Genomic DNA, 23,468 nt, shown 5'->3' on the forward strand with positions numbered 1-23,468 from the left:
CGGCCTGGTCGCAGGACAGGCAGCAGGCTTCCTTTTCCCCGGGGTAAGCCTACCGAATAGCGGAAACCGCCGCGATGGGCACAACTGCCCGGGCTGTGGCCGGGCATGGGGCCTAGCAATGCGGTGCCCCAAGCCCGGCGGGATCGGCGAGCGTGGTGTGGCCGGCGATCACGTAGCGGCCAACATTCCGTGCCGAGCCGGATTCAACCCGCCACCATCGGACGATCCCGTTGCCGGACCAGTTGTCGCTCTGGTCGATCCAGCACGCCACCATGATGCGGTCCTGGTCCGCCTTGTAGAACCAGGGCGGGCTGTCCGCGTTGACGCCGTCACAGTCGAAGTAGGGACTTGGCCGGTAGTTCGATCCCCCCATGGTGAAGGTGCAGCTCCTCACGAAGTTGGGGTCGGAGGTCTTGATCCGGGTTTCCCACAGGCCCTGTTTGCCCGCGGTGGCGCTGGCGGTAACCACCGCGCTGCCGGTGCCGACGGAGTTGAAGGTCTGGACCGCGATGGTGACGGTGTCACCGAAGTTGGCCGTGTTGACCGTCCTGCTGCCGGAGGGGGCAACGTTCTCCCAGCCGCCGTTGTTGATCTTGATCCTCGTTTGCGCCACGTCGTTGGTGCTGGTGGACGGGGAGGACCAGTTCAGGGTGGCGGATTTTTGGTTTACACCGCCGTTTTGGCCGGACGCCGAGGGAGTCCCCGGGGAGCCGTACGGCGTGGCGGTGGCAGGGGCGCTTCCATCAGAACTCGGGGCCACCGTGGAGTTGGCGACGACGGTGATACTGACGGCGCTGCCGTTGGTGAAGCCGCCGATGGTCTGGCCGGGCGTGATGGGCCCGCGGGCACCGTTGCTGGCGTTGTAGCTGTAGCTGACTTCGTTTTCGGCAGAACCGTTGCGTTCCGCCGCGGTCAGTTTGCGGAAGTCCACTGTCACGGCGCGTCCTGCTCCGCCGGTGTTCGCCGGCGTGGCCGTCACGCCGGAGACCGTCGCCAGCTTGCCGGTGGCGCGCCGGGGCGCGGAGGGCGGGCTGACCGCGCCCTTGCCGGCCTTGTTCTCAGCCTGCACCGTGAACGTGTAGGCGGCCTCGGAGTTGTTGGCGGTGAAGTTTGCGGTGCGGACGTTGCCGGGGACGGTCTGCGTCTGGGCGGGGGCGTTGCCGCCGCTCATGGTGACGTAATAGGTGCTGATCGGATCACCGTTGGTATTGGGTTCGGCCCACGTGACCCGAAGCTGGTTCTGGGTTCCAACGGATGCTGCGACGGCGGACGAAGGTGCTGCAGGTGGCGCCGGGACACCGGCGGGATTGTCCTCCGCTGAATAGGTACCCCAGTCGGAGGCGCCAAGCTCGTTGACGGCCTGGGCGCGCACCTTGTACTTCACGCCGTTGGTGAGGCCGGTCCAGGTGTAGTTCAGCCCGGCGACCTCGTTCTTTACCGCGACGCCGCTGGCCGGTGGCGGTGAGATCTCCAGGTTGTAGTGCTTCACCGGCGAGCCCTCGGTTTTCGCCGATGGCCAAGTGATGGCCATGGTCTTGTCCCCGGCCTTCACCGTGGGCGCCTCCGGTGGCGATGGCTTCTCGTCAGGCCGGATTTCGTTGGACTGCGGCGAGGCCTGCGAGTCCCCCACCTCGTTGGTGGCGAGCACCGTGAAAACGTACTTCACGTTGTTGGTGAGCCCACTCAACGTGCAGGTGGCGGTGGGGCACTTCTGTTCGAAGCCGTTGTTCGAGCGGACGGTGTACCCCGTGATGGGAGCGCCGTTGTCCGACGGCGGCGCCCACTTGAGAACGGCGGTGCGGCTGCGGACGTCGGTGGCGCTGGGGGCAGAGGGTGCGTCGGGTTTGCCGCGGACGGTGAGCCGCAGCCGGCCGTCCACCTGGCGGGACAGGTCGCCCGTCTTGTCGGCCACGGTGTAGCGGACCACCATGACGCCCTTGTACCCGTCAGCCGGGGTAACGGTGACGCTGTCCCCCGACACGGACGGCTGGCCTGCTGCGGCGCCCGTCTCCACGGTGGCGCCAACGATCCGCAGGGGCGTATCCGGGAAGGGGTTGAAGTCGTTGGCCAGGACGTTGACCTGTTCCGTCTTTCCTGCGTTGGCCTTGTCCACCGCATCGTCGTTGGCCACCGGCAGGGGCCGGTTGGAGGCCACATGGCGTGCGCTGATGGTGGCGCCGACGGCGGGTGACCTGCCGTCGGTGACCTTCACCTGGATGTTTCCGGTGACGCCGATGCCAAGGGAACCATCGGCAGTGATGGCGAGGGTGGCGCCGTCGACCTTTGCGCTGAAGCCGGCGGGAAGCGTCCCGTCCAGTTCGAAGCGGAGGTTGTCCTTGTCCCGTTCGTCGACGTCCTTGGCCAGTCCGGCGAGGTCCACCGTTGCCGTTTCGGCCCTGGGGACGTCCACGGAGGTGCCGCTGAACGTGGGCGGGTGGTTGGCGTTGGGGTCCGGGATCACCTTGGTCATGATGACCAGGGTGGATTTCAGGCCGTCGGCGTCGTCGGGTCCGGAGCCGTCCGTTACTTCGAAGGTGATGGAGCCCGGGCCCACATAGTCCGGTTTGGCGGTGTAGCGCAGGGCTTTGCCGTCGGACCGGATGATGCCCTCCGGGGAGCCGCCCTGGACCCGGACGGAGTCGGCCACAGTGATCCGGGCGCTGCGGCCACTGCGGACCCGGACGTATTCGGACAGGTCCAGGGTGGCGTCCTTGCCGGACATGACCTCAACGGGGTCGGTCTTGGCGAGGGTAGGGTACTGCGCGCCCTGGCCCGGGATCCACATCAGGGCAGTGGAAGTGAGGCCGTCGACGTCCGTGACCGTGTAGGGAATCAGCTGGTCTTCCGGGGTGAGGGTCACCACTACGTTGCCCGACCCGCCCGGGTGGGCGTTGGGATTTCCGTCGGGCAGGCTGACCTTCAGGTCTGTGGCCACGCCGTCGGCATCGGTGTCGTTTTTCAGGACCGGCACATCGACGGCGGTCTTGCCAAGGGTTTCTGCCACCGATACCCGGTCATCCTTGGCCACGGGACGCTTGAGCTCGGCGTCCGGGCTGATCCGGATCCGGATGACGGCGCTGGAGGAAGCTTTCTTATCATCCTGGATGCGGTAGCTGATGCTTTCGTTGCCGGCAGCCCCGGGCGCCGTGAAGAGGACCCTGGCACCGTCTGTGGCCTCCACCTGCAACCCGGAACCGGCTTCGAAACCATCGGAGACCAGGCTGAGCGGGTCGCCGTCGGGGTCGGAGTCGTTTGCCAGGGCCTCCACCGCCACTTTGCGGCCCGGCCGGACATCCACGGGGTCGTCCACCGCAATGGGCTTCTGGTTGTTCGCCTCCGGCGGGGCGATGCCCACGATCACCGTGCCGGTGTTCTCTGCGCCGATCCGGTCCCGCACCCGGTAGGTGAAGCTATCGGTGCCGGCAGCGTCGCCCGCCGCCGTGAATTCCAGGTAGCCGTCCCGTACTACTGCGGTGCCCATGGCAGGTGCCTTGTCGATGCCGATGAGCTGGACGGAGTCGCCGTCGGCGTCGATGCCGTCCAGGGGCACGGGTACCTTGACGGTCATACCTGCCACCACGCGCGCGGTCAGGTTGCGCGGCTCGGGGCGGGAGTTCCGGTCATCGTCACGGGCGCGGATGCGGATGGTCACCTGCTGGGAATCCACTTGCCCGGATTCGTTCTGCACCTTGTAGATGGCGTATACGGTTTTCGCCTCGGGGCCGGCAACGAACCGCAGCTGGTCACCGGCCACGAACATGCGTCCATCGGCGGCATCCGGCTGCTGGGCGAGGTCGGGCAGGAGTGCGAGCCTGGAGCCGTTGGGGTCGGCGTCGTTGGCCAGGACGGGGATGGTGACGGCGTCGTTGACCCGGACGGTGGCTTCGTCCGGCTTTGCCTGTGGTGCCTGGAGCTTCGCCGGGGCGGGGACCATCAGTACGGCGATCTCGCCGGTCGCGGACGAGCGGCCGTTGGAGACGGTGTACCGGACGGTCAGCTGACCTTCGGCGCGGATGTCGGTAATCCGGACCACCGAGTGGTCAAGTACCGCAACGCTCACCGGCAGGCCGGCGTCGGCGGCGACGGACTGCACCACCAGTACGCCACCCGAGGGATCCGAGTCATTGCCCAGGACATCCACCAGTACGTCGCCGCCGGTGGGGAGCAGTGCGGTATCGCGGACGGCGACGGGAGCACCCTCGTCAGTGCCCGGCACCACATCCACGCGCACCAGCTGTTGGGCGCTGGCCGGGCCGTTGGTCACAAGGTAGCTGACGTAGTGGGCGCCGAGGGTACGGGAGTTGAAGGTGAAAGTCTGCTGGTCCGGGTTGAGGGTGGCTGTGGACTCGGCATCGGGCGTGGCCTGCGCCAGGCGCAACGTGCCGCCTTGCGGGTCAGAATCGTTCTTCAACGGGGTGATGACGGTGTCGGTGCCGGCAACGGCCACCACGTGATCGGCGTTGGCGATCGGCGGCAGGGAGCCGGGGCTCCTGACATCCACGGTGACTTTGCCTTCGGCCGTGGCTTGTCCGTCCGACATTGTTACGGTCAGGTTTTTGCGGCCGGGGGCGGCGCCGGAGTCCTGGAAGGTGAGCTGGCCGTCTGGGCGGATCCGGGCCTGGTCCAGCGGGTCGGCGCTGGACACGGAGACGGCGAACAAGTCGTCGCCGTCGGGGTCGATCCAGTCGGGAAGGATGTTCTGCGTGACGGCCTTGCCTGTTTGGACCACCAGGGTGGTGTTCCGGTTGGGCTTTTGCCGCGGCGGTGTGTTGCTGCCGGCCGGAATGACATTGAGGGTGATGTCGGCCGATGCAGAGAGTCCGCGGCCGTCATCCACTGTGTACTTGAAGGTTTCGCTGCCCGTCTTGTCCGCGGGCACCGCAACCTGCAGCCCGGTGGAGCCGTAGATGGGCGAAACGGAGCCCGTCTTGACGCCTTCCGGAGTGCGGACGGTCAGCACGTCGCTGTCGGGGTCAGAGTCATTGTCCAGGACAGGCAGGATGGTTGTTTTCCCTGCCCGGATGCCGAACTGGTCCGGTTTGGCCACGGGGGCGCTGTTGGGTTTGGTGCGGTCCGGCAAAACCGTCTGCTGCACCTCGTCCGCGGAGTCCTTGTCGGCGTCGTCGGAAGTTTCCTTGGGTGGGATGACGTCGTCCCAGTTGTTGACCAGCTGCATGTTCTGGTTCACCAGCCACACGTTCCCGGAGTTCACATCATTCAGGACCACCAGGTCCCGGTTCACCCGGAAAACATACGACGGCGACGCACTCGCCCTGGGCACGTCAACCTTCTTATCGTCACCATCATTGACGCAATCCCGGACATACTTGTTCGCACCCGACCACGCCGCATGCACACACCCGCCCAACTGCACCGGAGCAGCCGGAACACCCTCGCCGTCGAACGCCACCACCTTCGCCGCTCCCCCGTCAAGCGGCTGCTTCAGCAACGCCTTCCGCGTGGCCAGCGCCACAACATCACTGCCCGGCCCCGCCTGCTGCAACTTCGCATCCCTGGCATTCTCCAGCGCCAGCCGCTTGCCACCAGGCAGGAACAGGTTCCCCGCCGCGGCATCCAGCACCACCGGCCGGTCCCCCACCACCGTCATCTGCAGATCCCCGGCACCCTTAAGCCCATCCCACGTGCTGGACTCCGACGACGTCACCTCACCGTTGGCGTCAACACCCGTCACCGTCACAACACCGGTCTTAGGGTCCGCCGAATACACCCGGTCATCAGAACCCACCGCAGAGACGATGCCCGCCGAACCGACCATCACCGGCTCCGACGCTTCCTTATCAAAACCATTCACGGTGGACGGCGACACCGCCCACACCTTCCCCGACGCAGCATCCGTCACCGAAATCGTCCGCGTCCCAAAACTCACATCAGCAGCCCCCGGCAACTGCTTATCCCCACCCAGGCGCATATTCGCCGGCGACACCTGGTTCAACGTCGAACCAGTCTCGTCATCGACGAACACCTCACCTGCATGCTGCAACACATCGAACGTCGTCGACGCCGGCGTCACCGCACCGTCCAACACCCGCGACGGATAATTCAACCGCCCCACAGCATTCTTCGACTTCGACACCACCCACACGCCGCCGTCATTCAACTCCACCTCAGTGGTCTTAAACCCCGGATACAACACAGCACCCGTCACCACAACAGCAACCACAGCACCAAACGCAGTGCCGGTGAACCACCGCGATCGCGGCAGGCGGGGCCGTCGGGGCGCGCTGGCAGCAGGCCTCTGGGCGCGCGTTTGTCCGCGACGTGTCATGAGTGGAAATCCCCCGGTAAATCTAGGCTCTGTGCCTGCAGCCGGCGTCACAGGACCCCGGGCACCACAACGATACCGCTATACGCCAGCAAATGGACAAATTCTTCCGGGCGGCTTCGACGGCTGCCGGTTTCCTAGTCCAGGACCAGGCCCTTGCCCCGGCCGCGGGTGAGGCGGACGGGATTGATCTCACCGAAGCCGCGGACATTTTCCGGGGCCTGGGGAATCATGATGAACCGCTCGTCGTGCTCCAGGGCGGAGGCCGTCATGGAGTCGACCAGAACCGTTCCGGGATCGGCAAGGGTGGTCAGCCGGGCGGCCAGGTTGACCGTGGGACCGTAGATGTCGCCCAGGCGGGACAGGATCCTGCCCCACACCATGGCCACCCGGGCTTCGGGAAGGATTTCGTCCTCGGTGAAGGCCTCGGCCAGCGCCAGGGAGATTTCGGCACCGGCCGCCGGGGTTTCGGCGATGTACAGGACTTCGTCGCCCACGGTCTTGACCAGCCGGCCGCCGCCCACCGAGATGATTTCGGCGCACTTGTTTTCGAAGCGCTGGACCAGCCGCGCAAGGGTCTTTTCGTTCATCCGGCGGGACAGGCTGGTGTAGGAGACAAGGTCCGCGAAGCCGACCGCGCGGGCCAGGGGCAGCGGCGCGTCGTCCTCATCGCCTTCACGGCCTTCCTCGCTGGCCTGCAGCCCGGCCTCGGCACGGACGGCGAGTCGCTGGACGCCGGCGTTGAGTTGGCGCCGCCATGAGTACACCAGGACCTCTTCCAGCGCGTCCACCAGCGCGGGAAGTTCGTTGACCAGGCGCTTGCGGGCCACAGCATCGGTGACGCCCTGCTCGTGGACCATGTCCTCCACCAGGGCTTCGATCTGCCAGACCACCATGCGGTCCGTCATCTGCCCGATGGAGCGGGTCACCGAAATGGCTGCTTCTTCGGTGAGCTTGCCGGCGCGGACCAGGTCCACCACGGTGGACAGGGCGGCCTGGTCGCGTTCGGTGAAGGCAACGTCCTCGTCGCCGAAATTCGGAAACCCCAGTGCACGCCAGAGCTTGCGGGCAGAGAGCAGGGAGAGTCCGGCGCCGGCGGCAACTTCACGACGGCGGAGCTTCCGTTCCCCGCCCAGGAGACGGGCTTCGAGGGCCTTCATGGCCAGGCGTTCGGCGGACATGGCGCCGGTGGGCGGGTGCCGGTCTGCATCCGGCATGGCCGCGGCCGGCGTGGAACCGGGTTCCGGCGCGGATCCGGGTTCCGGTGCGGCGTCGCCGGAAGCGGCCACCTCCACGGGCGCAGCGTCAGGATCAAGGGCGGCGGTGGCAGGGGCGGTGCTGTCGACGCGTTCCTGCTGGTCCTCATCGGTCATCCCGTCCACCTTCTCTCATGTCCTCCGGAAAAGCACCGGCAGGGTAATGCGTCGCGCCATCCGGCTGGGCGCTGTCGTCCGGCAGTTCCCCGATGGCGTCGAGGATAAAGTCGCGGAATTTGGCAACCTCAGGCACGTCGCGGAAAGTCACCACGCCCTGGTACCCGGTTTCCAAGGATATATTCCCCGAGCGCACCAATCGCTGCAGCAGCGATTCGTGGACCGTCAGGTTACGCACCGACGCCAGGTTCACCTGCTGGTCCCGCCGGTTAAGCAGCCCGTACCGCGCCACCATCCGTTGGCTGGTAAGCGTGTAGCGGGTGCCCTGCCAGCGGAGCAGGCGGGGCAGGCAGTAGCCCAGCCAGACAGCCGCAGCAGCGAGGACGCAGGCAGTGACAAGCCACGGCGTCCACTGGCGGCCAAGGGCAGGAGCCATGCGGGCTGCCCCGCCGCGGACGATCCAGGCACTGGCGTACGCCGCCAACGCCGGCGCCAGCACGAAGGCCACGGCTGCCCCGGCCAGCTTCCGGGGCTGCGGGCGGGTAGTGACGATGACCTGCTCCCCGGGAACCAGGATTCTACGCATAACCACCTTGGCCTGGCGCGTCCGGCGCCGTCCAGGGCCGCAGGTGCACCACGTCGCCGGCGGTCACCACGTGCTCCCGCAAGTCGCGGTCCACCACCAGCAGGGAGCCGTAATCGTCCAGGCGGGACGCGTGTCCAATGATCTCGTGGTCGCCGGGCAGCTGTGCGCGCACTTGCTTGCCCAGGGTGACCATCACGGCTTCCACCCTCTTGTGCAGCGACGGGCCACCGGCCATCCCGGCCGCAGGGTCGCCGTCGGCGTTGCAGAAACTGCGGTACAGGACCGCAAAGTGGGACAGGTAGCTTTTCAGCAGCGCGGTCCGGTCCGTGGTGCGGGCACCTTCCAGGGCCACGGAGGTGGCGGTGGGCACCGGAAGTTCGCTTTCGGTCAGGGTGACGTTCAGGCCGGTCCCCAGGATCACCGGGGGCACGTTGCCATCAACCATCGGCCCCAGCTGGGCGAGGATGCCGGCGATTTTCCTGCCCCGCACCAGGACGTCGTTGGGCCACTTGAGCTCGGCCGGAATCCCGGCCGTTTCCAGGAGCGTCTCACGCAGCGCCAGCGCTGCGATCAGTGACAACCAGGAGTAGCACTGGGTGGGCAGGGGCCTGCCGTCCGCGTTGACCGGACGCAGCACCACGGACACGGACACCGAGCTCAGCGGCGGCGCTTCCCAGCGCCTGTCCAGGCGTCCCCTGGCGGCGGTCTGGTACTCGGCGGTCAGCACGGAGAGGTCAGGCCAGGCCGAAGGTTCCACCGTGACACCGCGCAGGAGGTCCGCGTTGGTGGAGCCCGTGGAGTCCACCACGTCGATCCGCGGTATTCCGGTGGCAGAGAGGAAACGCTGGTCGGCCAGGTCCCCTCGGTTCAGGGGGGTGCCCGGTGCGTGTGCGTCGTCCATACCCAAATCCTACCGAGCCTGGCCCGGTCCCACCGAGCCGTCTGCCGCCCCGGGAAGGACAACCCGGCCACGCCCGTACGGCCGCCTAGAGGAAGATGTCCGGAACCAGACGGTCTTCGGGTGCTCCCAGGCTGTAAGGACGGAAATCGGTCACTCCCGCTGCCGCCAGGACCTGCTCGTCCGTGTAGAAGTTGCCCGACGGCGGCCCGCCGGCGGCGAGGTTGCTGCCGGTCAGGATGGCGTGGGCGGCGTCCGCCATGATCTGCGGTCCACGCGCCGCCAGCACCATGGTTTCGCCGTGGGGCATGTTCCGGATGGCGGCGGTATCGATGAGGGTGCAGGGCCACAGGGAGTTGACCCTGATGCCGTCAGCCTTCAGTTCCTCCGCCAGCCCCAACGTGGTCAGGCTCATCCCGTATTTGGCCATGGTGTACGCAAGGTGCCTCCCCGCCCAGGAGGGGTGGAGGTTCAGCGGCGGCGAGAGCGTGAGGATGTGCCCCTGTTCCGACTTCCGGAGCGCCGGGAGCGCCAGCTTGGACAACAGGAAGGTGCCGCGGACGTTGATGTCCTGCATCAGGTCGTACTTTTTCATGTCCACTGCATCAGTGGTGGAAAGGTCGATGGCGGAGGCATTGTTGATGACGACGTCGATGCCGCCGAACCGCTCAACGGCTGCGGCCACGGCGCCGGCCACGTCTTCGTCCCTGCGCACATCGCCCACCAGCGGCAGCGCCTGGCCGCCGGCCTCCTCGAGCTGCGCAGCCGCCGTATACACGGTGCCCGCCAGCTTGGGGTGCGGCTCCCCCGTTTTGGCCAGCAGCACTATATTGGCGCCGTCCCGCGCCGCCCTTGTGGCAATGGCCAGTCCGATTCCGCGGCTGCCGCCGGAGATGAGGATGGTCCTGCCCGCCAGGGAACCGGTGGCCCGGTAGGGGCTTTCGGGAGCATGCAAAGCATCATCGCTTGAAGTCATGGCAACACTGTAACCCAACTAAGTTACCGGCGAGTAACATTGAGGGGACGTGGCAGGAACGGCAGAAAATTGTAGGTTCCCTACAGCTGCGGGCGTCCAAAGCGTCACTAGACTTGCCAGCAGGGTTCGTCTTTTGTGTGGATGCTACTTAAAGCTCCAGACAGTACGGGCCCGCCAGCCAACAGAATTGACCTGCTACAGAGCCGGAGACACTTGATGAGCCACGATCTGACAACGACTGCGGGAAAGATTGCCGATTTCCGCGACCGCCAGGCGCGCGCCGAACAGCCCTCCGGCCCCGAAGCCATCGAAAAGCAGCATGCGCGCGGCAAGAACACGGCCCGCGAGCGCATCGCCCTGCTGCTGGACGAAGACTCGTTTGTAGAATTCGACGCCCTGGCCGTGCACCGCTCCACCGCCTTCGGCATGGAGAAGAAGAAACCCCTGGGCGATGGCCTGGTCTCCGGCTACGGCACCGTCGACGGCCGGCTGGTGGCGGTGTACAGCCAGGACTTCACTGTCTACGGCGGATCGCTGAGCCAGGTCAACGGCGAAAAAATCGTCAAGGTGCAGGAGTTCGCGCTCCGCAACGGCTGCCCCGTCGTCGGCATCCTGGACGGCGGCGGCGCCCGCATCCAGGAAGGCGTGGCCTCGCTGGCCATGTTCGCGGACATCTTCCGCAACAACGTCCACGCCAGCGGCGTGGTGCCGCAGATCTCCCTGATCATGGGGCCTTCCGCCGGCGGCGCCGCCTACTCCCCGGCCCTCACCGACTACGTGGTGATGGTGGACAAGACCTCGCACATGTTCATTACCGGCCCCGACGTCATCAAGACCGTCACCGGCGAGGATGTGGACATGGAAACCCTGGGCGGCGCCCGGCAGCACAATGCCACCACCGGAACGTCCGCCTACCTGGCCTCGGATGAGACCGACGCCATCGAGTTCGTGCGCGAACTGCTGGACTTCCTGCCTTCCAACAACCTCTCCGAAGCACCGGTGCTGGGGCACCAGCAGGAGTTGGAGGTCGACGACGACGACCTCGCCCTGGACACGCTGGTTCCGGATTCCGCCAACCAGCCCTACGACATGCGCGCCGTCGTCGAACAGATCGTGGACGACGGGCACTTCCTGGAGATGCAGGCCCTGTACGCCCCCAACGTGATGATCGGCTACGGCCGGGTGGAGGGCCACACCGTGGGCATCGTGGCCAACCAGCCGCTGCAGTTCGCCGGCACCCTGGACATCGCGGCGTCAGAGAAGGCCGCCCGGTTCGTGCGGCACTGCGACGCCTTCAACATCCCCATCATCACCCTGGTGGACGTCCCCGGGTTCCTCCCCGGCAAGGACCAGGAATTCCAGGGCATCATCCGCCGCGGCGCCAAACTCCTCTACGCCTACGCCGAGGCCACTGTTCCCAAGCTCACCGTCATCACCCGCAAGGCCTACGGCGGCGCCTACATCGTGATGGGCTCCAAGAAGCTCGGCGCCGACCTGAACCTGGCATGGCCCACGGCCCAGATCGGTGTGATGGGCGCGCAGGGCGCGGTGAACATCCTCTACCGGCGCGACCTCGCCGCGGTCGCCCAGGACGGCGGTGACGTTGAGGCCCGCCGCGCCGAGGTGATCCGCCAGTACGAGGAAGAACTCCTCAACCCGTACCAGGCAGCCGAACTGGGTTACGTGGACGCCGTCATCGCCCCCTCCGATACCCGGATCCAAATCATCAAGGGACTGCGTGCCCTGCGCGACAAGCGCGCCAGCCTCCCCGCCAAGAAGCATGGGAACATCCCGCTGTGATGGCCACCGAAAATACCGGGACCGGGCCGGCCGCCGACGCCGCCGAAGCGCTTGCCGCCCCGCTGCTCTCTGTGGTCAAAGGACAGCCGAACGCCGAGGAACTGGCCGCACTGACCGCCGTCGTCCTCTCCCTTGGCGGCGCCGAACCTGCACGTGCGGACAAACCGACCGTTCGGCACTGGGTGCGCCGGCAGCAGCTCAAGCTCGAACCCACGCCCGGTCCCGGCGCCTGGAAACGAAGCCGCGGCTGAGTCCCGGGCGTGGATCCCCGGCGGCGTGGGCCCAGGCCTCGGCGCAGTCCGGGCGATAGTCTCGTCATGTGACTACAGACACTGCACCCGCCGCGCGCCCGCACACCCGGATCGACGCCGTCGCGGACAACTACACGGACACCCTCATCAGGCTCAACCCGACCTTCGCCACCACCCTTGGCCTGCCGGGACATGAAACGGAGTACCAGGATTTCTCCCCCGCCGGCATTGCCGGATTCGCGGAGGCGGCGCGGGAGGCCCTGGTTGCCCTGGAGGGCCTGGAACCGGAAGACGACGTGGACGCCGTCACCCTGGACGCCATGCGGGAACGGCTCGGCCTGCAACTGCTGATCCACGCCTCCGGCTGGGAATACGCGGACCTGAACAACATCGCCTCCCCGGCCCAGGACATCAGGGCCATCTTTGACCTCATGCCCACCGGCACCGAACAGGACTGGGAGCACATCGCCGGGCGCGCCCACAACGTGCCGGCCGCCATCAGCGGCTACACCGAATCCCTGCGCATGGCCAGGGACTCCGGCCGGGTGGCCGCTGCCCGCCAGGTGCGGACCGTCATCGAACAGGTGGCCAAGTACGCCGCCCCGGACGGCTTCTTCGCCAAACTGGCCGCAGAGGCCACCACGGCTGACGGGCCACTGCCCGCTGCGCTGCAAACTACGCTCGACGCCGGTGCTGACGCCGCCCGGGGTGCCTACGCCCGGCTGGCAGAATTCCTGCGCACCGAACTGCTCCCCGCCGCGCCTGAGAAGGACGCCGTGGGCAGGGCCCGCTACGCCCTGGCCTCCCGCTCCTTCCTGGGGGCGGAAGTGGACCTGGAAGAAACGTACGCCTGGGGCGTCGAGGAACTGGACCGCCTCATCGCGGAACAGGAGCGCGTTGCGGACACCATCAAGGCAGGCGCCACCATCGCCGAAGCCAAGGACATCCTCAACAACGACCCCTCCCGGCAACTGAAAGGCACCGAGGCGCTCCGGGAATGGATGCAGGGCCTCTCCGACAAAGCCGTTGCCGAACTCGCCGGAGTGCACTTCGACATCCCCGACGTCATGAAGAAACTCGAGTGCCGGATCGCTCCCACCGACGAGGGCGGCATCTACTACACCGGCCCGTCCGACGACTTCAGCCGCCCCGGCCGCATGTGGTGGTCCGTCCCCGCCGGCGAGGACACGTTCACCACCTGGGCTGAAACCACCACCGTCTACCACGAGGGCGTCCCGGGCCACCACCTCCAGGTGGCCACCGCAACCTACCGCCGCGAGCTGCTGAACAAATGGCGCCGGAACGTCTGCTGGACCTCCGGCCACGGCGAAGGCTGGGCACTCTACGCGGAAAAGCTCATGCAGGAACTGGGCTACCTCAACGATCCCGGCGACCACATGGGCATGCTGGACATGCAGCGCATGCGCGCCGCCCGCGTGGTCTTCGACATCGGCGTGCACCTCGAACTCGAGATACCCCAACGCTGGGGATCCGGCACCTGGACCGCGGACAAGGGCTACGGCTTCCTCAAGGAAAACCTCCCCATCAGCGAAGGCCAACTCAACTTCGAGTTCACCCGCTACCTCGGCTGGCCGGGCCAGGCCCCCTCCTACAAAGTAGGCCAGCGCCTCTGGGAACAGATCCGCGCCGAACTTGAGGCCCGGCCCGGGTTCGACCTCAAGGAGTTCCACACCAAGGCCCTCAACATCGGCTCCGTTGGACTCGACACGCTCCGCCGGGCGCTGCTCTCGTAGTCTCCCCCCTTCGGGGAGGGAGGGCAACAGGAGACATTAAGCACACCCGGGGCGGGAATAAGTAACATAGACCGTCGTCTGCCTTGTGTTTGCTCGGTTTGCCGGCTTCCTGCGTGAGCGTGGGCGCGTAATATTTCTCAATGTTCGTTCGTCGTGGTATGCGGGGTGGCTCTAGCGTAGTCGGGTGAGCACTCAGACAAGCACCCCGTCCCCCGCAGGGAAGACCGGATTCCAGCTGCCCAGGTGGGCGGGCTCGTTCGGCTTCCAGATCATCGCCGCCCTCATCGTGGGCCTTGGCCTCGGCCTGCTGGCCAAGTACACCGGCAGTACCAAGGCCAACCCCAACGCCCTCGGCGCCACCCTGCAGACCATCGGCTCAAGCTATGTGTCCCTGCTGCAGACCGCCGTGGTCCCGCTGATCTTTACCGCCGTCGTCAGCTCCATCTCCAACCTGCGCCAGGTGTCCAACGCCGCCAGGCTGGCCTGGAACACGCTCCTGTGGTTCGCCATTACGTCCCTGATCGCCGTGCTGATCGGCATCGGCCTGGGCGTGCTGCTGCAGCCCGGCGCCAACACCGGCATCAGCGGGGAAGCCAAGTACACCGGCAAGTCCGGTGACTGGTGGGCCTTCCTGGTGGGCCTCTTCCCCAAGAACTTCCTGGGCCTGGGTGCCAGCTCCACCTTCGGCGATTCCGGCGCCGTCACCACCTCGGTCAGCTTCAACGTCCTTCAGATCCTCGTGATCGCCATCGCCGTGGGCGTCGCCGCGCTCAAGGTGGGCAAGGCTGCGGAGCCGTTCCTCAACCTCAACGCCTCAGCCCTTGCCGTGATCCAGAAGGTCCTGTGGTGGATCATCCGCATCGCGCCGCTGGGCACCGTTGGCCTCATCGGCAACGCCGTGGCCGTCTACGGCTGGGACACCATCGGCTCGCTTGGCAAGTTCACCGTGGCCATCTACGCCGGCCTGGTCCTGGTGCTGTTCGTCGTCTACCCCATCCTGGTCCGCAGCCACGGACTGTCCATCAAGCAGTACTTCTCCGGCGTGTGGCCCGCCGTCCAGCTGGCCTTCGTGTCCCGCTCGTCCGTGGGAACCCTGCCGCTGACGCAGCGCGTCACCGAACGCAGCCTGGGCGTCCCCCGCGCCTACGCCTCCTTCGCCGTGCCGCTGGGCGCCACCACCAAGATGGACGGCTGCGCAGCCATCTACCCCGCGATCTCGGCAATCTTCGTGGCCCAGTTCTTCGGCATCCAGCTGGACTTCAGCCAGTACCTGCTGATCGCACTGGTTTCCGTCCTCGGTTCCGCCGCAACCGCCGGCACCACCGGCGCCGTGGTGATGCTCACCCTGACGCTCTCCACGCTGGGACTGCCGCTGGCCGGCGTCGGACTCCTCCTGGCCATTGATCCCATCCTGGACATGGGGCGCACCGCTGTGAACGTGGCCGGCCAGGCCCTGGTTCCCACCATCGTGGCCAAGCGCCAGGGCATCCTGGACGAATCGCTGTACAACGCACCCCGCAACGGGACCCCGTTCGTGGATGACAGCGACGCCGATGCTGCCGCCGGCGAAACCGCTACCGACGGCACCAGCGCCGACACCGCACCCCGCGAACTGCAGGATGCAAAGGCGTAAGGCACAGCAGCAAGGAAAGGCGTCCCCGGGAGACTCTCCCGGGGACGCCTTTCTGCAATCAGGGCTGCGCGTATCGCTCAACAACAGTGATGGTCAGTGCCAGCCACCTCCGATTACCCCGTTCTGGATGGCTTTCGTCACGGCGTCGGCTTCAGCCTGGGTCAGCTTTCCATCCGCTACAGCCTTGTCCAGGCGGGACTTGAGTCCGGCTGCATGTTCGGCCTCTTCCTCGCTGCGGATCTCCTGCAGCGCTGCGGTCACCTTCGCTTCATCGATGCCCAGCGATGCAGCAAGGGACTTGGCGAGTGCAGCATCGCGGGCGGCAGGATCCGGCTTCTGGCCCTCGGCCGGCGGCGTGGTGGGCTTGTTGGCTTCGCGGAAGGCCTTCAAGGCGTCGGCCACATTGGCTTCATCAACGCCCAGCTTCGCTGCCAGCGCCGAGGCCTGCTCCATCCCATGGCCGCCGCGGCCGCCGTGCCTACCCATGCCATCGGGGGCGCTGCCGGTAGTTCCGTCAGCGGCAGCACTGGAACCCGTGCTGGGTGTGGGAGTGGGCGTCGTGGTGGCGGATGCCATGCCGGCCACGCCGATTCCGGCACCAAGCGCCAGCGCTGCGGCCGTCAGGCCCACGGTCATCTTCTTCGTGCGTCTCATGTCGTGTCTCCTGATTCGCCGTCAACTGACGGCTCCTGGTGATTCGCCTCGGGCGAGGCATACCAAGCATCCGGCGCAAGGATCAGGAAGGGCTGTCGGGAAGCTATGGTTCTCCTGTGAATTTAAGTTGCATTGAGTGCAAACTTGCACGTAGTGTAAGCGCGTGACATCACCCGTTGCCCCGCCGGACGAACCCGCCGCACCTTCCCGGCGCGAGCTGAACAAGGCCGCCACCCGCCAGGCGATCACCGACGCCGCACTGGGACTCCTGCGCTCCAAAGGCCCCGGAAACTTCACGGTGGAAGACATCGCCGACGCCGCGGGGATCTCGCGCCGCACCTTCTTCAACTACTTCAGCAGCACCGACGCCGCCCTGGCCTCCATCGTCCATGGCTTCCTGGACAACGCGATTCTGCAGTTGCGCCTCCGCCCGGCGGACGAGCCCATGCTGGAATCCGCCCAGGCCGCGCTGATGGCCCTTGCCGACCCCAAGGCCGTGGCGCCGCTGGCGGAACTGTTCACGCTGACCCAGCAGAGCCCGCTGATGTCGCACCCGGAACTCGAGGCGTGGGACCACTGCCGGGCGCAGGTCTTCACCGTCGCCCGCGAACGCCTCGCCGGCACCCCCGGCGCCCAGGACGAGCTTTATGTCCACGCCCTGGCCGGCTCGATCATCTCCTGCGGAAAGGCCGCCATGGAGGTGTGGTTCAGCCGCCGCGGTCCGGACCTGACACCCGCATCCCTGGCCGAGCTCCGGCAGTTGCTCATCGATGCCATGGCCCTGCTGGCCACCGGCTTCAACACCCCCGCTCCACCATCCGCCACCCGTTCCTCCTGATCAGATCGGTTCACCCGCATGGCATTGCTCCTCTACCGCCTCGGCAAGTTCTCCTACCGCCGGCGCTGGCTTGTCATCTCCCTGTGGCTCGCCGTGCTGGTGGCCGTGGGCGGCTCGGCCGCGGCATTCCACGGCACCCTGTCCAACAACTTCCAGATTCCCGGGACCGAAACCCAGCGGATTGCGGACAAGCTCAAGCAGGAGCTGCCCTCGGCCTCCGGCGGCAGCGCCACGATCGTTTTCGAAGCCCCGGACGGCGGCTTCACGGCCCAAAGCCGGACGGCCGTGACGGAGGCGCTGAAGAAGCTCCAGACCCTCCCCGAGGTGCGTGGCACGGTGGACCCGTTCGCCACCCAGGCACAGGTGGACCAGGCCGGCAAGGCCATCACCGACGGCGAACAGCAGCTGGCAGCCGGGCAGGCACAGCTGGACGCCTCCCGGGCCCAGCTTGAAGCCGGCAAGGCGCAGTTGGCGGCAGCCGAGCAGCAGCTCACCGCCGCCGGGGCGCCGGCAGCACTGATTGAAGCCCAGCTTGGCCAGCAGAAGGCAGCGCTGGCCCAGGGCCAGGCCAAGCTGGACGCCGGCGCCCAGGAACTGGCGGCCAACAAGGCCAAGCTGGAACAGGGCAAACGGCAGGCCCAGGCAGCATCAGCCATCCGCTTCGTGTCCGGGGACAACAAGGCCGCCGTGGCACAGGTGCAGTTCAAGACCTCCATCAACGGGCTGGCCCCGGCCGTGCGCAAGCAGGTGCAGGAGATCGCCCACGAGACCTCCGCGGCAGGCGTCACGGCGCTGGCCAGCAAGGAAATCACCGAGGACATTTCGGCACTGTTCGGCACTGCGGAAATCGTCGGCATCGCCGTTGCGGCGCTGGTCCTCATCCTCATGCTGGGTACGCTGATCGCCGCCGGGCTGCCCCTGCTGATGGCCATCATCGGCGTCGGCGTGGGCGTCGGCATCACGTTCGCCCTTTCCGGCCTTTTCGACATGAGCTCCATCTCGCCCATGCTGGCCCTGATGCTTGGCCTCGCCGTCGGCATCGACTACTCGCTGTTCATCGTCAACCGGCACCGCACCCAGCTCCTTGCCGGCATGGATGCGGAGGAGTCTGTTGCCCGGGCCAACGGCACGTCCGGCAACGCCGTGGTCTTCGCCGGCCTGACCGTGATCATCGCCCTTGCCGCCCTGGTGGTCCCCGGGCTGCCCTTCCTCGCCGTCATGGGCCTTGCGGCAGCGGGAACCGTGGCCGTTGCGGTGCTCGTGGCCATCACCCTGACCCCTGCCATGCTGTCCCTGATTGGACGGCGCATCATCTCCCGGCGGGCCTGGGCCAAAGCCGAAGCCCACAACGCCGAACCGGACCACGAAACGGCCGACCTCGCCGCCGATAAGGAACGCAGCACCCGCGGGTGGGGCGGCCTGGTCACCCGGCACCCGTGGGTGGCACTGATCGCGGGCATCCTCCTGCTGGGCACCCTTGCGCTGCCCGCCACCCAGCTGCAGCTGGCCCTGCCGGACGGAGGCTCCGAACCCGTGGAGTCTGAGGCCTACCAGGCCTACGACCTCACGGCCCGCAGCTTCGGCGAAGGTGTCACCGGACCCATCGTGGCCGTCGGCGAGTTCCCCGCGGACCTGGACGAAGCCCAGGCACAGAAGCTGCAGTACGACATCGCGGACAAGCTCCGTGCCGTGGACAATGTGGTGGCAGCCGTGCCCGTCGCCCTCAGCGAGGACCGCCGGACCGCCGTGTTCCAGGTCATCCCCAAGGAGGGCCCGGCCAGCGCCACCACCGTCAAGGTGGTCTCCGAGCTCCGCGGCCTCAACGGGGAGATCCAGTCCGACTACGGCGTGGCCATGGGACTGACCGGGCAGACCGCCGGCAACGTGGACGTCTCCACCAAGCTTGGTGACGCCCTGCCGCCCTACCTGGCCATCGTCGTCGGACTTTCCCTGATCCTGCTGCTGCTGGTGTTCCGGTCCATCGTGGTCCCGCTGCTGGCCACGGGCGGCTTCCTGCTGTCCCTGTCCGCCGCCTTCGGTGCCGTGGTGGCGGTATACCAGTGGGGCTGGCTGGGGAACATCTTCGACGTGGCCAACCCCGGCGCCGTGCTCAGCTTCCTGCCCATTATCCTGATCGGCGTGCTGTTCGGCCTGGCCATGGACTACCAGGTGTTCATCGCCTCCGGCATGCGCGAGGCATACATGCACGGATCGTCCGCCAAGGAAGCGGTCAGGGTGGGCTTCCGGCACGCGGCCGCCGTAGTCACCGCGGCCGCGATCATCATGGTCAGCGTGTTCTCCGGCTTCATCTTCAGCCACCTCACCATGGTCCGGCCGCTGGGCTTTGCCATGGCCTTCGGCGTACTGTTCGACGCCTTCGTGGTCCGCATGACCATCGTCCCGGCCGTAATGTACCTGCTGGGCGCCAGGTCCTGGTGGCTGCCGCGGTGGCTGGACAGGATCCTGCCGGACGTGGACGTGGAGGGCGCCAAGCTCAACAGGGGCCAGGCAGCACCCGCCTCCGGCGAGCTGGTCCACTAGGCTGAAGCCGTGCTCCATCTGATTCTCGCCTCCCAGTCCCCCGCCCGCACCAAGCTCCTGGCCGAGGCCGGCATCCGGCACACCGTGCTGGTCTCCGACGTCGACGAGGCCGCCGTGCAGGCGCGGTACGGCGTCACGGACCCGCACGACACCGCGCTGCTGCTGGCCCGCGCCAAGGCCGAGGCCGTGGCGGCGCTGCCGGAAGCGGACGGCGCCCTGGTGCTGGGCTGCGACTCGGTCTTTGAATTCGACGGCGAGGCGCACGGCAAGCCCTACACCGCCGACGTCGCCCGCGAGCGGATGCTCCGGATGAGCGGCAGCGCGGGAGTGCTGCACACGGGCCACTGGCTGGTGGACTGCAGGGACACGGACGACGACGGCGGCAGCGGCCGCGGCTCGGGCGCCACGGTGGGGGCGGTCGCCTCAGCCGAGGTTTCCTTCCTGGAGATGGATCCGGCAGAGATCGACGCCTACATCGCCACCGGAGAGCCGCTCCACTGCGCGGGCTCCTTCACCATCGACGGCCTGGGCGGCGCCTTCATCCGGAAGGTCGACGGCGACCCGCACGCCGTCGTCGGCCTTTCCGTCTCCACCCTGCGCGGGCTGCTCGCGTCCGCCAACGTGCGCATTACGGACCTCTGGCCCCGGCGGTAAATCGCCCGGTTTCCACACTGCTTGTAGCTTCCCTACAAAGGACGGCCGGTTTACACGCGGATTCCGCAAGTAATATCGGCGGAACCTCCAAAAGCGCGCTAGGCTCCCTGAAGGAAAGAAGGAGACGCCTTGTCAGCAAATTTGGAGCAGTCCGCAGGTACTACACAGCCGAGCCTCACAAAGGTGCTGATCGCCAACCGCGGCGAAATCGCCGTGCGCATCATCCGGGCGGCCCGGGACGAGGGCATTGCCTCCGTGGCCGTCTACGCAGATCCGGACCGGGACGCGCTGCACGTCCGGCTGGCTGACGAGGCGTACGCCCTGGGTGGCACCACCGCGGCGGAGTCCTACCTGGTGATGGACAAGATCATTGACGCCGCCCGCCAGTCCGGCGCCGACGCCATCCACCCCGGCTACGGCTTCCTGGCCGAAAATGCCCAGTTCGCCGCACGGGTGATCGAGGCCGGCATCACCTGGATCGGCCCCTCCCCGGAGGCAATCTCCGCCTTGGGCGACAAGGTCCAGGCCCGGCACATCGCCGAAAAGGTGGGCGCCCCGCTGGTTCCGGGCACCGCCGACCCCGTTGAGTCCGCGGACGAAGTCCTGGACTTCGTGGACCGCCACGGCCTGCCCGTGGCCATCAAGGCTGCCTTCGGCGGCGGCGGACGCGGCATCAAGGTGGCCCGCACCCGGGAAGAAATCCCGGAGCTGTACGAATCCGCCGTCCGTGAGGCAACCGCAGCCTTCGGCCGCGGCGAGTGCTTCATCGAGCGCTTCCTGGACGCCCCACGGCACGTGGAAACCCAGTGCCTGGCCGACGCCTACGGCAACGTGGTGGTGGTGTCCACCCGCGACTGCTCCCTGCAGCGGCGCAACCAGAAGCTCGTGGAGGAAGCCCCGGCACCGTTCCTCACCGAGGACCAGAACCGGCGCCTCTACGAATCCTCCAAGGCCATCCTTAAGGAGGCCGGCTACCTCGGCGCCGGAACCTGCGAATTCCTGGTGGGCCAGGACGGCACCATCTCCTTCCTCGAAGTCAACACCCGCCTCCAGGTGGAGCACTGCGTCTCCGAGGAAGTCACCGGCATCGACCTGGTGCGCGAACAGTTCCGGCTGGCCAGGGGCGAGGAACTGGGCTACGGCGATCCCGAGGTCCGCGGACACTCCATCGAATTCCGCATCACCGGCGAGGATCCGGGCCGCAACTTCCTGCCGGCCCCCGGCACGGTCCGCGTCCTGAAGAACCCCACCGGTCCCGGCGTGCGCGTGGACTCGGGCGTGGAACAGGGCGACGTGATCAGCGGGAACTTCGACTCCATGCTGTCCAAGCTGATCATCACCGGCGCCACCCGGCCGCAGGCCCTCCAGCGTGCCCGCCGCGCGCTGGAGGAGATGGTGGTGGAGGGCATCCCCACCGTCATCCCGTTCGACCTCGCAGTTGTGTCGGACCCCGCTTTCGCCCCGGCCGAGGGCCCGTTCAAGGTCCACACCCGGTGGATCGAAACCGAATTCAGCAACAACCTTCCCGCCTGGACGCCGGATGCCCCAACCGATGCAGACGGCTCCGCAGAAGACCGCCAGCGCGTCGTGGTCGAGGTGGGCGGCAAGCGGCTGGAGGTGGTCCTCCCCGCGTCCCTGGGCACGCCGGGCACTGCAGCAGGCGCCGCCGCCAAGCCGGGCAAGTCCAAGAAGCGGTCCCGCTCCGCCGGTCCCGCGGCTGCCACCGGCAACGCCCTGACCTCCCCCATGCAGGGCACCATCGTGAAGGTGGCCGTGGCTCACGGGGACGTTGTGTCCGAAGGTGACCTGGTGGTGGTCCTCGAGGCCATGAAGATGGAGCAGCCCCTCACCGCACACCGGTCCGGGACCATCACCGGCCTGACGGCAACGGCGGGCGAAACGGTGTCCGCGGGCGCCATCATCGCCACCATCGAAGACTAGAAAGCAGTCCCGGCAGCCATGCTCGCACCCAGCTTCCAGGAAGAAGTGGACCGCTACCACCAGGCGGTTCCCGAAATCACCCGGGGCAACCCGGCCCCCATCAAGGAGCTCTACTCCCGCCTTGACGACGTCACCCTGGCCAATCCCTTCGGCGGCATAGCGCGCGGCTGGGCCCAGGTGGAGGCCCGGCTTGACCAGGCGGCGCGGCAGTTCCGCGACGGCGAGATGCTGGGCTTCGACACCGTCACCTCCTACACCGCCCGGGACACCGCCTACCTGGTGGAGACCGAGCACTTCCGGGCACGGCTGGACGCGGCGGCCGCCACCGAGGAATTCGCGCTTCGCGTGACCAGTATCTTCCGGCGCGAGGAAGGCTACTGGAAGCTGGTGCACCGCCACGCCGACCCCGCAGCCCGGCCACAGTCCCGCCGGTCGCTGACCCAGCCCGCCGGCTGAGCCGGTGCTGGCAGGGGGCGCCGCCAGGATGCAGACTTAGCTCATGCTGCCTTTCCTGCTCCTCGCCTCCCGCCCGGAAGACGCTGCCGCGGAGGAGGAATATGCCGCCTACCTGAGGTACGGCGGGCTTGAGGAACGGGAGCTGCGCCGGGTCAGGCTCGAGGCCGCTCCCCTGCCCGCGCTGGATCTTGCGGATTATTCCGGCGTCATCGTGGGCGGCAGCCCGTTCACGTCCAGCGATCCGCCGGAGCAGAAGAGCCCGGTCCAGCACCGGGTGGAGCGGGAGTTGTCCGGCCTCCTGGACCAGCTGGTGGCCCGCGACTTTCCCTTCCTGGGCGCCTGCTACGGGGTGGGGACGCTGGGCCGCCACCAGGGCGCGGTCATCGACAGGACCTACGGCGAGCCGCTGGGCGCCGTGGAAATCGAGCTGACGGATGCCGGGCTGCAGGATCCCCTGCTGCAGGGCATGCCCCGGACCTTCACGGCCCTGACCGGCCATAAGGAAGCGGTCAGTTCCCTGCCACCGCACGCGGTGCTGCTGGCGCGCTCAGCCACCTGCCCCGTGCACATGTTCCGGGTCAAGACCAACCTTTATGCCACCCAGTTCCATCCCGAACTGGACACCGACGGGCTGGTGACCCGGATCGATATCTACCGGCACGCCGGCTACTTTCCGCCCGAATCCGCCGAGGAGCTGATGGCGGCCGCACGCCAATTCACGGTCACCGAGCCCATGGCCGTGCTGAAGAACTTCGTGGCGCGCTACGCACGGTGAGCATGAAAATGCCCGGCGGGCCGGATGGCCGCGCCGGGCATTTTCGGCACCCGAA

Annotated in this window: 16 protein-coding genes; 10 read left to right on the plus strand and 6 right to left on the minus strand. The window is 67.3% G+C overall.

The window, feature by feature from the left end; genetic code table 11:
* Positions 1-112 precede the first annotated feature (112 nt).
* From FB478_RS10765 to FB478_RS10785, 5 genes are all read right to left on the minus strand, one after another.
* Positions 113-6,286, minus strand: a complete 6,174-nt coding sequence (locus FB478_RS10765; RefSeq protein ID WP_144600437.1) for an Ig-like domain-containing protein — start codon at positions 6,284-6,286, stop codon at positions 113-115.
* A 134-nt stretch (positions 6,287-6,420) separates the two neighbouring features.
* Positions 6,421-7,500 carry an adenylate/guanylate cyclase domain-containing protein gene (locus FB478_RS10770; RefSeq protein WP_223995152.1) on the minus strand — a complete coding sequence of 360 codons (1,080 nt, stop codon included), beginning with the start codon at positions 7,498-7,500 and terminating at the stop codon, positions 6,421-6,423.
* A gap of 145 nt (positions 7,501-7,645) precedes the next feature.
* On the minus strand, positions 7,646-8,242 hold the full coding sequence (locus tag FB478_RS10775) for a PH domain-containing protein (protein WP_018770088.1): 597 nt from the start codon (positions 8,240-8,242) through the stop codon (positions 7,646-7,648).
* The gene (locus FB478_RS10780; protein WP_018770089.1) at positions 8,235-9,143 is read right to left on the minus strand and encodes a biotin--[acetyl-CoA-carboxylase] ligase; all 909 of its coding nucleotides are present in this window, start codon (positions 9,141-9,143) and stop codon (positions 8,235-8,237) included. The genes FB478_RS10775 and FB478_RS10780 overlap by 8 nt, the downstream gene beginning before the upstream one ends.
* Positions 9,144-9,228: 85 nt before the next feature.
* Positions 9,229-10,116, minus strand: a complete 888-nt coding sequence (locus FB478_RS10785) for an NAD(P)-dependent oxidoreductase (protein WP_026265902.1) — start codon at positions 10,114-10,116, stop codon at positions 9,229-9,231.
* A 216-nt stretch (positions 10,117-10,332) separates the two neighbouring features.
* On the opposite strand from FB478_RS10785, the gene FB478_RS10790 reads away from it, so the two are divergent.
* The 4 genes from FB478_RS10790 (at position 10,333) to FB478_RS10805 (ending at position 15,554) form a co-directional block, all read left to right on the plus strand.
* Positions 10,333-11,916 (plus strand): acyl-CoA carboxylase subunit beta, encoded by a 1,584-nt coding sequence (locus FB478_RS10790; RefSeq protein WP_018770091.1) that lies wholly within the window; start codon positions 10,333-10,335, stop codon positions 11,914-11,916.
* A complete protein-coding gene (locus FB478_RS10795) occupies positions 11,916-12,167 on the plus strand; it encodes an acyl-CoA carboxylase subunit epsilon (RefSeq protein ID WP_018770092.1) in 252 nt (83 codons plus the stop codon). The genes FB478_RS10790 and FB478_RS10795 overlap by 1 nt, the downstream gene beginning before the upstream one ends.
* A 68-nt stretch (positions 12,168-12,235) precedes the next feature.
* Complete coding sequence (locus FB478_RS10800) at positions 12,236-13,921, plus strand: DUF885 domain-containing protein (RefSeq protein ID WP_144600441.1); 1,686 nt, start codon at positions 12,236-12,238, stop codon at positions 13,919-13,921.
* A gap of 184 nt (positions 13,922-14,105) precedes the next feature.
* A complete protein-coding gene (locus FB478_RS10805; protein WP_144600443.1) occupies positions 14,106-15,554 on the plus strand; it encodes a dicarboxylate/amino acid:cation symporter in 1,449 nt (482 codons plus the stop codon).
* Between the two features lie 93 nt (positions 15,555-15,647).
* Here the strand turns inward: FB478_RS10805 and FB478_RS10810 are convergent, their stop codons facing one another.
* A complete protein-coding gene (locus FB478_RS10810) occupies positions 15,648-16,208 on the minus strand; it encodes a hypothetical protein (protein WP_144600445.1) in 561 nt (186 codons plus the stop codon).
* Positions 16,209-16,371: 163 nt separating this feature from the next.
* Between FB478_RS10810 and FB478_RS10815 the strand changes: the two genes are divergently transcribed.
* From FB478_RS10815 to FB478_RS10840, 6 genes are all read left to right on the plus strand, one after another.
* Positions 16,372-17,046 carry a TetR/AcrR family transcriptional regulator gene (locus FB478_RS10815; protein WP_144600447.1) on the plus strand — a complete coding sequence of 225 codons (675 nt, stop codon included), beginning with the start codon at positions 16,372-16,374 and terminating at the stop codon, positions 17,044-17,046.
* Positions 17,047-17,064: 18 nt separating this feature from the next.
* A complete protein-coding gene (locus FB478_RS10820; protein WP_144600448.1) occupies positions 17,065-19,587 on the plus strand; it encodes an MMPL family transporter in 2,523 nt (840 codons plus the stop codon).
* 9 nt (positions 19,588-19,596) lie between these two features.
* Positions 19,597-20,241 (plus strand): nucleoside triphosphate pyrophosphatase, encoded by a 645-nt coding sequence (locus FB478_RS10825; protein WP_018770098.1) that lies wholly within the window; start codon positions 19,597-19,599, stop codon positions 20,239-20,241.
* Positions 20,242-20,370: 129 nt separating this feature from the next.
* Positions 20,371-22,182 carry a biotin carboxylase N-terminal domain-containing protein gene (locus tag FB478_RS10830; RefSeq protein ID WP_051081389.1) on the plus strand — a complete coding sequence of 604 codons (1,812 nt, stop codon included), beginning with the start codon at positions 20,371-20,373 and terminating at the stop codon, positions 22,180-22,182.
* An 18-nt stretch (positions 22,183-22,200) separates the two neighbouring features.
* Complete coding sequence (locus FB478_RS10835; protein ID WP_018770100.1) at positions 22,201-22,638, plus strand: nuclear transport factor 2 family protein; 438 nt, start codon at positions 22,201-22,203, stop codon at positions 22,636-22,638.
* A 43-nt stretch (positions 22,639-22,681) separates the two neighbouring features.
* Complete coding sequence (locus FB478_RS10840; protein WP_056393546.1) at positions 22,682-23,413, plus strand: glutamine amidotransferase; 732 nt, start codon at positions 22,682-22,684, stop codon at positions 23,411-23,413.
* Positions 23,414-23,468 lie beyond the last annotated feature (55 nt).

It is taken from the genome of Arthrobacter sp. AG367 (genome assembly GCF_007828995.1).
Lineage (GTDB): Bacteria > Actinomycetota > Actinomycetes > Actinomycetales > Micrococcaceae > Arthrobacter.